At 54.7% G+C, this 14,024-nt stretch carries 10 protein-coding genes; 7 read left to right on the forward strand and 3 right to left on the reverse strand.

The genetic code is table 11. The features are described from left to right. The first annotated feature begins 221 nt into the window (after nucleotides 1–221). From GO007_RS06470 to GO007_RS06490, 5 genes are all read left to right on the forward strand, one after another. Nucleotides 222–2,021 (forward strand): hypothetical protein, encoded by a 1,800-nt coding sequence (locus GO007_RS06470; RefSeq protein WP_095097034.1) that lies wholly within the window; start codon nucleotides 222–224, stop codon nucleotides 2,019–2,021. A 208-nt stretch (nucleotides 2,022–2,229) separates the two neighbouring features. After that, nucleotides 2,230–3,108, forward strand: a complete 879-nt coding sequence (rluB, locus tag GO007_RS06475) for a 23S rRNA pseudouridine(2605) synthase RluB (protein WP_095097037.1) — start codon at nucleotides 2,230–2,232, stop codon at nucleotides 3,106–3,108. A gap of 174 nt (nucleotides 3,109–3,282) precedes the next feature. Beyond that, entirely contained in the window at nucleotides 3,283–4,647 is a 1,365-nt protein-coding gene (locus GO007_RS06480; protein WP_095097040.1) for an MFS transporter, read from the forward strand. 18 nt (nucleotides 4,648–4,665) lie between these two features. Then, complete coding sequence (locus tag GO007_RS06485; protein ID WP_095097043.1) at nucleotides 4,666–7,017, forward strand: beta-glucosidase family protein; 2,352 nt, start codon at nucleotides 4,666–4,668, stop codon at nucleotides 7,015–7,017. A gap of 24 nt (nucleotides 7,018–7,041) precedes the next feature. Then, a complete protein-coding gene (locus tag GO007_RS06490; protein WP_095097045.1) occupies nucleotides 7,042–8,016 on the forward strand; it encodes a helix-turn-helix transcriptional regulator in 975 nt (324 codons plus the stop codon). On the opposite strand, the gene cobO is transcribed toward GO007_RS06490, so the two are convergent. Next, a complete protein-coding gene (cobO, locus tag GO007_RS06495) occupies nucleotides 7,988–8,578 on the reverse strand; it encodes a cob(I)yrinic acid a,c-diamide adenosyltransferase (RefSeq protein WP_095097048.1) in 591 nt (196 codons plus the stop codon). The genes GO007_RS06490 and cobO overlap by 29 nt on opposite strands. Continuing rightward, entirely contained in the window at nucleotides 8,575–9,336 is a 762-nt protein-coding gene (locus GO007_RS06500; RefSeq protein ID WP_095097051.1) for a YciK family oxidoreductase, read from the reverse strand. Before GO007_RS06500 ends, cobO begins: the two co-directional genes overlap by 4 nt. A gap of 255 nt (nucleotides 9,337–9,591) precedes the next feature. Here GO007_RS06500 and sohB point away from each other — a divergent pair, with 255 nt between their 5' ends. Next, nucleotides 9,592–10,638, forward strand: coding sequence for a protease SohB (gene sohB / locus GO007_RS06505; protein ID WP_095097054.1), 1,047 nt, complete (start codon nucleotides 9,592–9,594; stop codon nucleotides 10,636–10,638). Between the two features lie 61 nt (nucleotides 10,639–10,699). Here sohB and GO007_RS06510 read toward each other — a convergent pair whose 3' ends face one another. Continuing rightward, the gene (locus tag GO007_RS06510; protein ID WP_095097057.1) at nucleotides 10,700–10,951 is read right to left on the reverse strand and encodes a YciN family protein; all 252 of its coding nucleotides are present in this window, start codon (nucleotides 10,949–10,951) and stop codon (nucleotides 10,700–10,702) included. 411 nt (nucleotides 10,952–11,362) lie between these two features. On the opposite strand from GO007_RS06510, the gene topA reads away from it, so the two are divergent. Then, nucleotides 11,363–13,960 (forward strand): type I DNA topoisomerase, encoded by a 2,598-nt coding sequence (topA, locus tag GO007_RS06515; protein WP_095097060.1) that lies wholly within the window; start codon nucleotides 11,363–11,365, stop codon nucleotides 13,958–13,960. Nucleotides 13,961–14,024: the final 64 nt, after the last annotated feature.

Below are 14,024 nucleotides of genomic sequence, written 5' to 3' on the forward strand. Positions count from 1 at the left end.
GCTTTTTTCGTTTTAAGAGGATGAGAATATGCGATTTATAATGAAGGCAGCTAACGTTGCATTAAAGGGTGAAGATGCAGAGAAGCTTATTAATGTGTCAGAACTATGCAGACAGTTTGATTTGAACGTGAACACATTCAACACAATGAGATTTAGATATGGCTGGAGCATTGAACAAACTCTGTGTGTATTGTTAGCAGAGAATAAAGAGGGATAAGCTTATGATGGATATAAAAATCAGCACCCTGCGCAACACGGTAGATTTTACAGTAGATAAAAATAGCCTGAAAGCTGCTAAAGACTCTATTCTAGGAATTAAGAAGTTTGCAGAGAGTCAGAAAATAGCTATCAAGCCATTTGTAGACCAGCGAGCGCTTAATAAGAGTATGAAGCAAGCTATTAAACAAGCTAAAGCTAATAATGTTATTATGCAGAACGCACAGAATAAAGCTAATAATAGGGGGAATGGAACGAACACCCCTAATAATAACACTCAAGCTAATAATGCTGCTAAACAGCAAGCACGTATCGCAGCTGCTAATGCTAAAAGACAAGACCAGGCTGATCTAAAAATGAGAGCTACACGCTTACAGCTGGGTGGAATTATTGGAAGAACGGCAGAGGAAGAGGCTAGAGTATTACGTGAGGCTCAGGCCATTACAGACCAGTATAAAGCTGGCACAATATCAATGGCCAGACAGAACCAGCTCATCAAAGAACAAATCACTCTGTTACGTAGAGCAGCCAGAACGAGACAGGCTGGAGCTAATGCACATGCTACAGGTGGATTTGGTAAACGCTTAGGAAGCCTCGCCAATGGCGCTACAGGCGGATTGGCTACCGGGGGCGTGTTAGGTATGGCTGGAGGCATGTTAGGGCCGCTTGCTGGCGCTGCGGTCGTTGCAGGGGGCTTAACTGGAGTCGCTAATAGTGCCAAAGAAACACGTATGGTTGTTCAGGGTGCTAAGGCTGTAGGTGTCGATCCGAACCTCCTTCTTGCTATGTCTCAATGGGGACAGAGTAACGGTGTAGACTCTGCTAGTCCTGATAAGATTCAGGATAACTTAAAAGATATCCGGGAACGTTTAGGGGATACTGCTGCTAACTCTACATTTGATGCTAAATCAGGGAAATGGAAAGGTGGAGACCAGGGTGTAAATAGCATAATGAATGCTACTGGAATGAGCCTTAATGAAGTGAAACAGTATCAGGATAGTCCTGCTGATTTCTTAAATGTTGCTATTAAGAAGATGCAGACTAAAGGAATGAGCGATGCTGAAATCGGACACCAGATTGAAGATTTAGGGGATGACCTTCTCTATTACCTCCCATTATTTAAAGATAATGCTAAAGCTCTCTCAGACCAGTTTGCACAGATGAAACAAGATGGCTCTTTATTAACAGAAGAACAGAAAAACTCTGCTGTTGTATTAGGAGACGCATTAAGTAGAGCAAGCGGCTCATTAGATGGTGCATGGCGAGAGGCTCTTGTCGGATTTGTATCCGCGATGGGTGGCCCTGATGGTATGGCTAAAACGATTGAAGGACTCACGCCATTATTTAAAGGGCTGGGGGCTGTATTAGGGCTTTTAGTTAACATAGTCTCTTCTGTAACTCAGGCTATGACAGCACTGGTAACGTGGGTAGCTAACTTATTACACCTCCCTGAACTATCCGCTAATGTGAATAAGCAAACTCAAATGGCAGATTCACAGCCCACCTCCTCATATTGGGGAATTAACAGAGATAGTGATAATAATAGTGGGTATAAGCCTAATGTTCCTGTAGCAAATGACCTTGTATCAGGTGCCAAAGCCAGTATCGTTAATCAGCCTGTCCAGGTGGCATTAGCTCCAGTAATTAATGTTGCTCCTGCTACAGTTCAGCAAACTATCGAACTCAAGCCTGATACATCCAGCATTGGCCCATTCATTGATTTCCAGGTGACAAATAAGCTTCAGGCTCAAGCTAATCAACTAGCAATTGACATTCAAGGTGCTACGAGTGCTGGCGGTAACTAAAAAAGAGGGGCTTACGCCCCTTTTTCTATTTCTAAAATTCTCTTAACCACTTAACAGTTCATAGCCAACAAAGTGGGTTACAAACTAGGTTACAAACTGGTGAACATCGCGTATAATAGTTTTCAATGAAATGTGCTAACACATTGATTTGTATAGGTTTATATATAATATCCCGACGCCTGGGAAGGCGACACCTTAAGGAAGCTCAATGAGCGAGAAACTACAGAAAGTGCTGGCACGCGCTGGCCACGGCTCCCGCCGTGAAATTGAATCCAAAATCGAAGCTGGCCGCGTCAGCGTTGATGGCAAAATCGCTACCCTCGGCGATCGCGTAGAAATTGTTCCTGGTTTAAAAATTCGTATCGATGGTCACCTGATTTCGGTGAAAGAGTCCGCTGAGCAAATTTGCCGCGTTCTGGCCTACTACAAACCGGAAGGCGAGCTCTGCACCCGCAACGATCCGGAAGGTCGCCCGACGGTCTTCGACCGTTTGCCGAAGCTGCGCGGCGCGCGCTGGATCGCGGTCGGTCGTCTGGATGTGAATACCTGCGGTCTGCTGCTGTTCACTACCGATGGCGAGCTGGCGAACCGACTGATGCACCCGAGCCGGGAAGTTGAGCGTGAATATGCCGTACGCGTATTCGGCCAGGTCGATGAAGACAAGCTGCGTCAGCTGTCGCGCGGCGTACAGCTGGAAGATGGCCCTGCGGCCTTCAAAACCATCAAATTCACCGGTGGCGAAGGCATTAACCAGTGGTACAACGTCACGCTGACGGAAGGGCGTAACCGCGAGGTTCGTCGCCTGTGGGAAGCGGTTGGTGTCCAGGTGAGCCGCCTGATCCGCGTGCGCTACGGCGATATTCTGCTGCCGAAAGGCCTGCCTCGCGGCGGCTATACCGAGCTGGATCTGGCTCAGACGAACTACCTGCGCGAGCTGGTGGAGCTGCCGGCGGAAACCGCCTCTAAAGTGGCGGTAGAGAAAGATCGCCGCCGCGTGAAGGCGAACCAGATCCGCCGCGCGGTTAAACGCCATAGCCAGGTGGGTAGCAGCAATAACCGCCGCTCCGCTGGTCGCAGTAAAGATTGATGTCGTGACGTCCGGCGGCTCCCGCCGGACGCTTATTTTCCCTCCCGCATGTGATTCCTTTCACACTTCCGTATAAAGACAAAAAACAGGAAATACCCGGACAAATAACGCAAAGTGAAGCGCCGGCGAACGCCATATACTGGCAACACTGATTACAAAAACAGGTAGCCAAAAATGGATACAGCAGGAAAACTATCGGCCAGCTATGTCGTTATCGGGGTCAAAGAGAAAATAGGCTATGGCTTCGGCGACTTTGCTTCTAATTTGTCATTCGGTTTCGTTTCGCTGTTTTTACTCTTCTTTTATACCAATATTTATGGCATCAGCGCGGTGCAGGCCAGCCTGATATTTGTTATTGCCCGGGTAATTGATGCCATTTTTAATATCCTGATTGGTTTTGCTATTGATAAAACGCACAGTCGTTACGGCAAGCTGCGTCCCTGGTTATTATACGGATCGATTCCGCTCGGTTTTCTGACGGTGCTGTGTTTTGTACCGTTTGGCGGCGAAGCGAAATTCTATTTTGCCTTAATCTCTTATACGATATATTGCCTGGCGTATACCGCGGTAAATACGCCGTACTCGGCATTGACTAACCGCCTGACGCAGCATGAAGCCTCGCGCTCGTCATTGTCGGTATATCGCTTTGTATTGGCGATCGTCGGCTATTTAATTGTTTCGACGACCGCCGATCTGCTAATTTCGCCGTTTACGGATAAACAGTCAGGCTACGTTTTCGCGGTTTCGTGCTTTGCGCTGCTGGCCACCTTTCTGTTCCTCGCCTGTTTTGGCATGACCAAAGAGCGGGTGGGCGAAGACGAGGATGAGGCGCCTGCGCCGACGCTGCGCGAGATGCTGCGTGCGGTGACGGGCAATTTTCCGCTGCTTAACCTGTCGCTGTTTACGGTATTTTTCTATATCGCCTATACCGTCTGGATGGCGATAGCGATCTACTTTATTAAATATATCATTGGTAGCGAAGGCTATACCGCGACCTTCTTTTTGATTCAGTCTGCGGCATATATCGTCGGGACGGTTATTTCTGAAAAAATTATTGCCCTGATGGGTAAAAAGAGAATGACGCTGATTGCGCTGGGGATTGGTATCCTGGGGGTGATGATGCAGTATTTTGTGGCCGGAAATAACCTGTGGCTGATTATGACCGGCGTGTGCCTGTATAGCATTACGCTGGGGATGGGTTTTGTGGCGATGTGGTCGATGATTGCCGACACCGTAGAATATGCTGAATGGCATCACGGCGTGCGCAGTGAAGGCGCGATCTACGGCTTCTTTAATTTCATCACTAAAATCGCGATGGCGATTGGCGGCGGCTGCGCGGGATGGATGCTGGACTATTATCATTATGACGCAGGGAATATCACGGCGAGCGCGATTAACGGGATTAATATTTTGATGACATTATTCCCCGGTGCCATGTTTGCTCTCAGCGCCATATTTGTGGCGTGCTATTCGCTGGATGAAAAAACCTACCGCGATATTGTCCATAAAATTAGCCTGCGCAAGCAGAATGCGCTGTAACCTCAGGGAGCCAGAGAGATGAAGAGTGAATTTAATACCGTGATTGCGGCGATGACGGCAGAGGAAAAAGTGGCGCTGCTGACCGGCAGCGGCCTATGGCGCACGGCATCGCTGCCGCAGCATGGCATCAACGATATCGTCATGACCGACGGAACCTACGGCGTGCGCTACAGCAGCGCACAAATCGACGGCAGTGAAAAATGGAGCATGGATGACTTTATTTCGGTCATCACCCAAACCGCTGACCAGGTCAGCGCGGAGGAGCCAGCGGCGAAGGGCGGCAGCGAAGCGCTGTTCAGCGCCTCGCTGCCGGCAACCTGCTTTCCCAACGGATCCAGCTTAGCCTGTAGCTGGGACGTGGAGCTGGTGTATCAGATGGGCCAGGCGTTGGGCCGCGAGTGTCAGCAGATGGGCGTCGGGATCCTGCTGGGGCCCGGCATCAATATTCGCCGCACGCCGCTGGCGGGCAGAGGCTATGAATATTATGCCGAAGATCCGGTCATCTCCGGCGATATCGCCGCGGCGCTGATTAACGGCCTGCAGCACGAAGGGGTGGGCGCCAGCCTGAAGCATTTTGCCGCCAATAACTCTGAATATCGCCGTACCGAGATGGATTCGATAATCGAAGAGCGGGCGCTGCGGGAAATCTATCTGGCGGGATTCCAGCGGGCGATAGCGAAATCGCAGCCGTGGACGGTGATGTCCTCCTACAACCGCCTTAACGGCGTACAGACTTCGCAGGATCCCTTTTTACTGACCCAGGTATTGCGGGATGAGTGGGGCTACGATGGGCTGGTGATGTCCGACTGGTACGGCATCAAGGACCGTCCGGCATCGCTGCTGGCGGGCAACGACCTGGCGATGCCGGAAACCCGACGCGACAAGCAGACGCTGCTGGCGGCGATCGAGTCCGGAGAGGTGCCTCTGGCGGTAGTCGACCGCGCCTGCCGGAGAATGCTGGCGCTATTAGAGAAGGTGCAGCGCCACCGTCGCCCGGAGACTAAGGCCGATTTCGCGGCCCATCACCAGCTGGCGCAGCAGCTGGCCGGGGAGTCCATCGTCCTGCTGAAAAATGAAGACAATCTGCTGCCGCTGACCCCGGAGCGCAGCCGGCGGATTGCGGTGCTGGGCAAACCGGCGCAGGAGCCGGTAATTCAGGGATCGGGCTGCGCCACGACGGTTCCCTATTTGCTGGATCGCCCTCTGGATGAGATCTTCGATTTGGCGGGCGACGAGTTTTCCGTCACCTGGGCGGTTGGCGCGCCGGATGATTTGCGCTGCGATGAGCAGGCTCTGGCGCAGGCGCGGGCGGTGGCGCAGGAAGCGGATGTGGCGGTTATCTTTGTCAGTACCGCGGTGGGCGAGGATGGCGAAAACGGCGATCGTCATGATCTAAACATCCTGGCGGTACATGAGCGCCTGATCCGCGAGGTGGCGGCGGTACAGCCCAACGTGGTGGTGGTGCTGGCCAATAGCGATGCGGTGGTGATGCCGTGGCTGGCGGATTGTAAAGCGCTGCTGGAAACCTTCTTCGCCGGTCAGGGCATGGGAAGGGCGGTGGCGGAAATTCTCTTCGGCCAGCGTAACCCCTGCGGTAAACTGACGGTGACGGTGCCGAACGCCCTGGAAGAGACGCCGGCGTGGCTGAACTACCCGGGAGAGAACCTGCGCCACCATTATGGCGAAGGGCTGTTTGTCGGCTATCGCTACTATGACAAACGCCGGATGACGCCGCTGTTCCCGTTTGGTTTTGGCCTAAGCTACAGCCGGTTTACCTACGGCCAGCCTGAACTTTCAGCCTCTCGCGTCGGGGCTGACGATACGCTGACCGTGTCGTTCACCCTGACCAACGACGGCGATCGGGCGGGGAAAGAGATCGCGCAGCTGTACGTCAGCGCGCCGGGCGGTGAGCTGCTCCGCGAAGAGCGGGCGCTGAAGGCCTTCTGTAAAGTGGCCCTTGCTCCCGGTGAGCGCCGTCGCGTCAGCCTGCAGCTGCCGGTTGCTGAGCTGGCCTGCTATCACCCGGGGCTGGCGGATTGGGTTATCACTCCGGGCCGCTGGCAGGTGCGAATTGGCGGCTCCTCGCGCGATCTGCCTCTTACCGCCGAAGTCGATGTGGTCTGCCCGCCGCGCTACGTGCCGCTGCGGGATGACAATTCGCTGCAGCAGCTGATTCAACAGCCCGAGGCGCTTGACCGGGTGGTTGCCCTGATTGCGCGCAAGAGCCGGCTGCCGCCGGCGCAGATCCGCGACAGGCTGATCCAGCTGGCGCCTGATCTCTTCTGCGGCCTGCTGATCGCCCTGACGGAGTTTTTGGCGCTCGATATAGACAGCGACGAGCTGAATCGCGTACTTGCCGGGCGCGAATAATCGTCCGACTACAGGAGATGGCGCATGTTTCCCTTTTCAGTCACTCACCCCCGTTCGGCGACCGAGGCCGGGCGGCATACGGTTAACAGCGGCTATGAGCTGATTGCTTTTGATGCCGAGAAGCTGAATGCGTTTGCCGCCGAGGTACGCTACTGCGAACCGCACTGGCACCCGGCGCCGGAGCTGATAACCGTGCTGACGGGACGATTTTCCATCGTTGTCGGCCAGCAGAGCGCGGATCTGGCCCAGGGAGACATGCTGTATATCAATGCCGAGGCGGTGCACTCATTATGCGCGGAGGAAGCCGGCAGCCAGCTGGTGACCGTGCAGTTTTCACCGGGCCTGTTCGATGAGCTGCATCCCGCGCCGGTGCTGAGCTGGTGTACTCAGGGGCGCAGCTGCACCGAGGCCGATGGCGCGGTGCGTCAACGGTTGCTGAGTTTGTTAAGTCAGCTGATTGACAACCGCGCCCCGTTTCAACGCATCGCGACTATCTATCTGCTGCTCGATGCGCTGGTGCTGGCGGGGGAAGCGGTGCCGCAGGCGGAAAGCTCCCTGCGCGAAGATGCGATGATAAAGAAAGGCATCGACTTTATTAACCAGCATTTTGACCAGCCGCTGACCCTGAGCGAGGTGGCGAGCCGCAGCGGAATGAGCTATTCGTGGTTCTCGCGGCTGTTTAAGAAGGTGAGCCGGCATAATTTCAAGGAGTATCTGACGCTGGTGCGGCTGAACAAGGCGAAGACGCTGCTGCGCGATACCCGCACGCCAATTACCGACATTAGCCATAGCTGCGGCTTTCAGGAGCATAAGTACCTGATTGCCGCCTTCAAAAAATACTGCGGGCTGACGCCGACCGAGTACCGTAAGCGCTTTATCTCCCGGCAAAATAGTCTCGAAAGCGTACTGGCTCCGGGCGAGGATTGCCTGTGCCTGGCGCTAAACGACGCGCTGCTGGAAAGGCTGGCGCTTAGTAGTCAATGCCCATCTGCGCCTTGATACCGGCGTCAAAGGCGTGCTTAACCGGGCGTAATTCGCTGACGGTATCGGCAAGCTCCACAATTTCGCGGTGGCAGCCGCGTCCGGTGATAATCACCGTTTGCTGGGCCGGGCGATTGCGCAGCGCGCTAAGCACCTCTTCAAGCGGCAGATAGTCGTAGGCCACCATATAGGTCAGCTCGTCGAGCAGAACCATGTCGAGGCTTTCGTCGCAGAGCATGCGGCGAGCGTGTTGCCACACGGCGAGACAGGCGGCGGTATCGCTTTCGCGATCCTGCGTATTCCAGGTGAAACCGGTCGCCATCACCTGAAACTCGACGCCGTGCGGCTCCAGCAGGTTACGTTCGCCGTTCGGCCAGGTGCCTTTAATAAACTGGATCACGCCGGCCTTTTTGCCGTGCCCGATTGCGCGGGTGACGGTACCAAAACCGGCGGTGGTTTTACCTTTACCGTTGCCGGTAAAGACGATAACAATCCCGCGTTCTTCCTGGGCTGCGGCTATGCGGGCGTCGACCTTATCTTTTACCCGCTGCTGACGTTCGCGGTGGCGTTCTTCACTCATTGTGCAATTCCTGGTTTACGCCCTGGCTGGGCATCGAAGGTCATTCCCGTTTTGCGACGGCTATCGTCGCCCATGAGCCACAAATACACCGGCATGATATCGGCGGGGGTCTTAAGCTTTTGCGGATCTTCCGTCGGGAAAGCGTTGGCGCGCATTTGCGTGCGCGTGCCGCCCGGGTTGATGCAGTTGACCCGCAGGTGGCGGCTCTGATACTCCTCCGCCAGCACCTGCATCATCCCTTCGGTGGCGAATTTGGACGCCGCGTAGGCACCCCAGTTGGCGCGACCCTGACGGCCTACGCTTGAGGAGGTGAAAACCAGCGAACCGGACTCGGATTTGAGTAATAAAGGAAGCAGCGCCTGGGTCAGCATAAAGGTGCCGTTGACGTTGACCTGCATAACCTGCTGCCAGACTTCCGGCTTTTGCTCATCCATCGGGCAGACGTCGCCGAGCAGACCGGCGTTGTGCAATACGCCGTCGAGGCGCGGGTAGTGGACGCTTATCTGCTGTGCCAGCTGCTGGCACTCCTGCGGGGTGCAGGTGAGCAGATCGAGGGTAAACCAGGGCGCCGGGATCCCGCCGTCCTGCTCAATTTCCTGCGCCACGCGGCGCAGCTTCTCTTCGCTACGGCCGAGCAGGATAACGCTGGCGCTGTAGCGGGAGTAGGTCAGCGCGGCTTCGCGGCCGATCCCGTCGCTGGCGCCGGTCACCAGGATGATGCGATCTTTCAATAAATGATGCTGCGGCTGATAGTGCACGGTGACTCCTTGGGTGACCTGCTGACGGGTCACGCTTTCTCTTCGGTCGTTCACTTTTGCGTTTTATGCCTGAAACGGCCGGGTATTGCAATCGGCGAAGCGGAAACTCTTTGCGGAATTAATATCTTGCAACGATTTCATCGTCGCTGAAAAAAACAAGAAGGCGCCTCGCACACGACACAAAGCGCAGAGACTTCCCGGCAAAGGCTGATGTACACTGTGCTTCAACGTCAGTGGTTAACACAAGGTGAAAACGTGGAATTACTTGCTCAATATGGCTTATTTTTGGCCAAAATAGCGACTGTTGTCGTCGCTATTGCGGCTGTCGCCGCAATTATCGTTAACCTCGCCCAGCGCAAGAAACAGCGCGGGGAACTGCGGGTCACCAACCTTAGCGAGCAGTATAAAGAGATGCGGGAGGAGCTCGCGGTGGCTTTACTCGACGGCCCGCAGCAGAAGCTTTGGCATAAAGCGCAAAAGAAAAAGCTCAAGCAGGAAGCCAAGGCCGCGAAAGCGCGGGCGAAGCTCGGTTCTACGGAACCAAACGGCAAACCCCGTGCCTGGGTGCTCGACTTTAAAGGCAGCATGGACGCCCACGAGGTGAGCAGCCTGCGCGAAGAGATCACCGCCGTTCTGGCCACGGCGAAAGCGCGCGATCAGGTCATCATCCGCCTGGAGAGCCCCGGCGGCGTGGTGCACGGCTACGGCCTGGCCTCCTCGCAGCTGCAGCGCCTTCGCGACAAACAAATTCCGCTGACGGTGGCGGTAGATAAAGTTGCCGCCAGCGGCGGCTACATGATGGCCTGCGTTGCCAATAAAATCGTCTCGGCGCCGTTTGCCATTCTCGGCTCCATCGGCGTGGTCGCGCAAATTCCTAACATTAATCGTTTCCTTAAAAATAAGGATATCGATATTGAGCTGCATACCGCCGGGCAGTACAAGCGCACCCTGACGATGCTCGGTGAAAACACCGATGAAGGACGGCGCAAGTTTCGGGAAGATCTGAACGATACCCATCAGCTGTTTAAGGATTTCGTCCACAAAATGCGGCCGACGCTGGATATTGAACAGGTGGCAACCGGCGAGCACTGGTACGGCGTTCAGGCGCTGGAGAAAGGGCTGGTCGATGCCGTAGAAACCAGCGATGAGCTGCTGCTGGGGCTGATAGACAGCCACGATGTGATTAGCGTGCGTTACCAGCAGAGGAAAAAGATGTTTGACCGCTTCACCGGCAGCGCCGCTGAAAGCGCCGATCGTCTGCTGCTGCGCTGGTGGCAGCGGGGACAAAAACCGCTGATGTAGACAAAATAACGCGAGGCCCAGGCCTCGCGTTTTCGTTCAGAACCCTGCTGAAAGCAAGGGCTTAATCGACCAGATGATATTTTTCAGACAGCGCATGCGCCAGGTATTTAAACATGTTAAATACCGCCGTGCTCTTCGCTGTAGGCAAACCCTGCTCATCAAGATAAAACTCGCCGCTAAATACCAGAATGCTGTTACGCTGAACGACGTCGGTGGCTTCGATCCCGGCTAGCGTATCTTCATGTTCGCGAATAAGTTTGTTGGCTTTTTCAAGCAGCGTCTGGCGATCGATTGGTTGGGTTGTACCTTGCATAACGGCCTCCTGTGATTCTTCGCGCAATAGTCTACGCCGCACGGCGGGCAGGGGCAAATTTTCCATTGACGCTGCAGGGGTACTGACAACAGCCTAAGAAACATGACTTTACTGGCGGGATTTGCTTTTGCATGCTAATAAAGTTGCGTAACGAATTTTATCAGGTACAGTGTGACGCTTTCAGCGATCTGGCAGCAGATTTGCTTGACATTCGGCCAAAAATTATTCGTGCTATGTCACCTGACTGAACAAAGTCAGTAAACCCGGCTATCTGGTTTTATGGACGTGAGGCCGGACGTGCAGAGGGTTGATATTCTTCGACGACGACGCAACATATGACGGACGTCGCCAGCGGATGGTGAATCAATGTGCGATGTATTCCTGGATGAATCAAATTAGGTAAAGGTGAATATGGGTAAAGCTCTCGTTATCGTTGAGTCCCCGGCAAAAGCCAAAACGATCAATAAGTATCTGGGTAATGACTACGTGGTTAAGTCCAGCGTCGGTCATATCCGCGATTTGCCGACCAGTGGCTCAGCTTCCAAAAAGAGCGCCGACTCTACCGCCACCAAAGGGGCCAAAAAGCCTAAAAAGGACGAACGTAGCGCTCTGGTCAATCGCATGGGCGTCGACCCGTGGCATGACTGGGATGCGCACTATGAAGTACTCCCGGGTAAAGAAAAGGTAGTTTCAGAACTCAAGCAGTTGGCGGAAAAAGCCGACCACATCTATCTCGCAACCGACCTTGACCGCGAAGGGGAAGCCATCGCATGGCACCTGCGGGAAGTTATCGGTGGTGATGAAAAACGCTACAGCCGCGTCGTATTTAACGAAATCACCAAAAACGCGATCCGTCAGGCTTTTGACAAGCCGGGCGAACTGAATATCGATCGTGTTAATGCCCAGCAGGCGCGTCGTTTCATGGACCGCGTCGTGGGCTATATGGTTTCTCCGCTGCTGTGGAAAAAAATCGCTCGCGGCCTCTCGGCAGGCCGCGTTCAGTCCGTTGCCGTGCGCCTTGTGGTCGAACGTGAACGCGAAATTAAAGCCTTCGTACCGGAAGAGTTCTGGGAAATTGACGCCAGCACCACCACGCCAGGCGGAGATGCTTTAGCGCTGCAGGTTACGCACAAGAACGACAAGCCGTTCCGTCCGGTTAACCGCGATGAGACCATGTCTGCCGTCGCGCTGCTGGAGAAAGCCGGCTACAGCGTGCTGGAACGCGAAGATAAGCCGACCAGCAGCAAGCCGGGCGCGCCGTTCATCACCTCAACCTTGCAGCAGGCGGCCAGTACGCGTCTGGGCTTCGGGGTGAAGAAAACCATGATGATGGCGCAGCGTCTGTATGAGGCTGGCTACATTACCTATATGCGTACTGACTCGACGAACCTGAGCCAGGATGCGCTGAGCATGGTGCGCGGCTACATCGGTGATAACTTTGGTAAAAAGTATCTGCCTGAGAACGCCAACCAGTACGCCAGCAAAGAAAACTCGCAGGAAGCGCACGAAGCGATTCGTCCTTCTGATGTGAACGTGATGGCGGAAGATTTAAAAGGCATGGAATCCGATGCGCTGAAGCTCTATCAGCTGATCTGGCGCCAGTTTGTCGCCTGTCAGATGACGCCAGCGCTGTACGACTCCACCACCCTGACGGTGAAAGCCGGTGACTTCAAACTCAAGGCGCGTGGCCGTACCCTGCGTTTTGATGGCTGGACGAAAGTCATGCCTGCGCTGCGTAAGGGCGATGAAGATCGCGTCCTGCCGGTGGTTAATCAGGGCGACAGCTTAAGTCTGGTCGAGCTCAGCCCGGCGCAGCACTTTACCAAACCGCCTGCGCGCTTTAGCGAAGCATCGCTGGTTAAAGAGCTTGAGAAACGCGGTATTGGCCGTCCGTCAACCTATGCGTCGATCATTTCGACTATTCAGGATCGCGGCTACGTTCGGGTGGAAAACCGTCGCTTCTATGCGGAAAAAATGGGTGAGATCGTCACCGATCGTCTGGAAGAGAACTTCCGCGATCTGATGAACTACGACTTTACCGCGCAAATGGAAGACCGCCTCGACCAGGTGGCGAATCATCAGGCCGAGTGGCGGCAGGTGCTGGATCACTTCTTCGGTGACTTCACCGCTCAGCTGGAAACGGCGGAGAAGGACCCGGAAGAGGGCGGCATGCAGCCTAATCCGATGGTGCTGACCAGCATCGACTGCCCGACCTGCGGCCGCGAGATGGGTATTCGTACCGCCAGCACCGGCGTATTCCTCGGCTGCTCCGGCTACGCGCTGCCGCCGAAAGAACGCTGCAAAACCACCATTAACCTGGTGCCGGAAAACGAAGTGCTCAACGTGCTGGAAGGCGACGACGCCGAAACCAACGCGCTGCGTGCCAAGCGTCGCTGCCAGAAATGCGGCACGGCGATGGACAGCTACCTTATCGATCCTAAGCGTAAGCTGCATGTCTGCGGTAACAACCCGACCTGCGACGGCTATGAGATTGAAGAGGGCGAATTCCGCATTAAGGGTTACGATGGCCCGGTAGTTGAGTGCGAAAAATGTGGTTCTGAGATGCACCTGAAAATGGGGCGTTTTGGTAAGTACATGGCCTGCACCAACGACGAATGTAAGAATACGCGCAAAATTCTGCGTAACGGGGAAGTGGCTCCGCCGAAGGAAGATCCGGTTCCGCTGCCGGAGCTGCCGTGTGAGAAATCGGACGCCTATTTTGTTCTGCGTGACGGTGCTGCCGGCGTCTTCCTCGCGGCGAACACCTTCCCGAAATCCCGCGAAACCCGCGCGCCGCTGGTTGAGGAGCTGTTCCGCTTCCGTGACCGCCTTGCGGAGAAGCTGCGCTATCTCGCCGATGCGCCGCAGCAGGATCCGGAAGGCAATAAAACGCTGGTGCGTTTTAGCCGTAAAACCAAGCAGCAGTACGTTGCGTCTGAAAAAGATGGCAAAGCCACCGGTTGGTCAGCCTTCTACATCGACGGCAAATGGACTGAAGCTAAAAAGTAAGCGCCTTACCCCTAAAAAGGGCCGCACACTGCGGCCCTTTCTTTTTCCGCTCGTCGCTGAAATC

The sequence above is a fragment of the Klebsiella sp. 10-1 genome (assembly GCF_009758445.1).
Classification (GTDB): domain Bacteria; phylum Pseudomonadota; class Gammaproteobacteria; order Enterobacterales; family Enterobacteriaceae; genus Klebsiella; species Klebsiella scottii.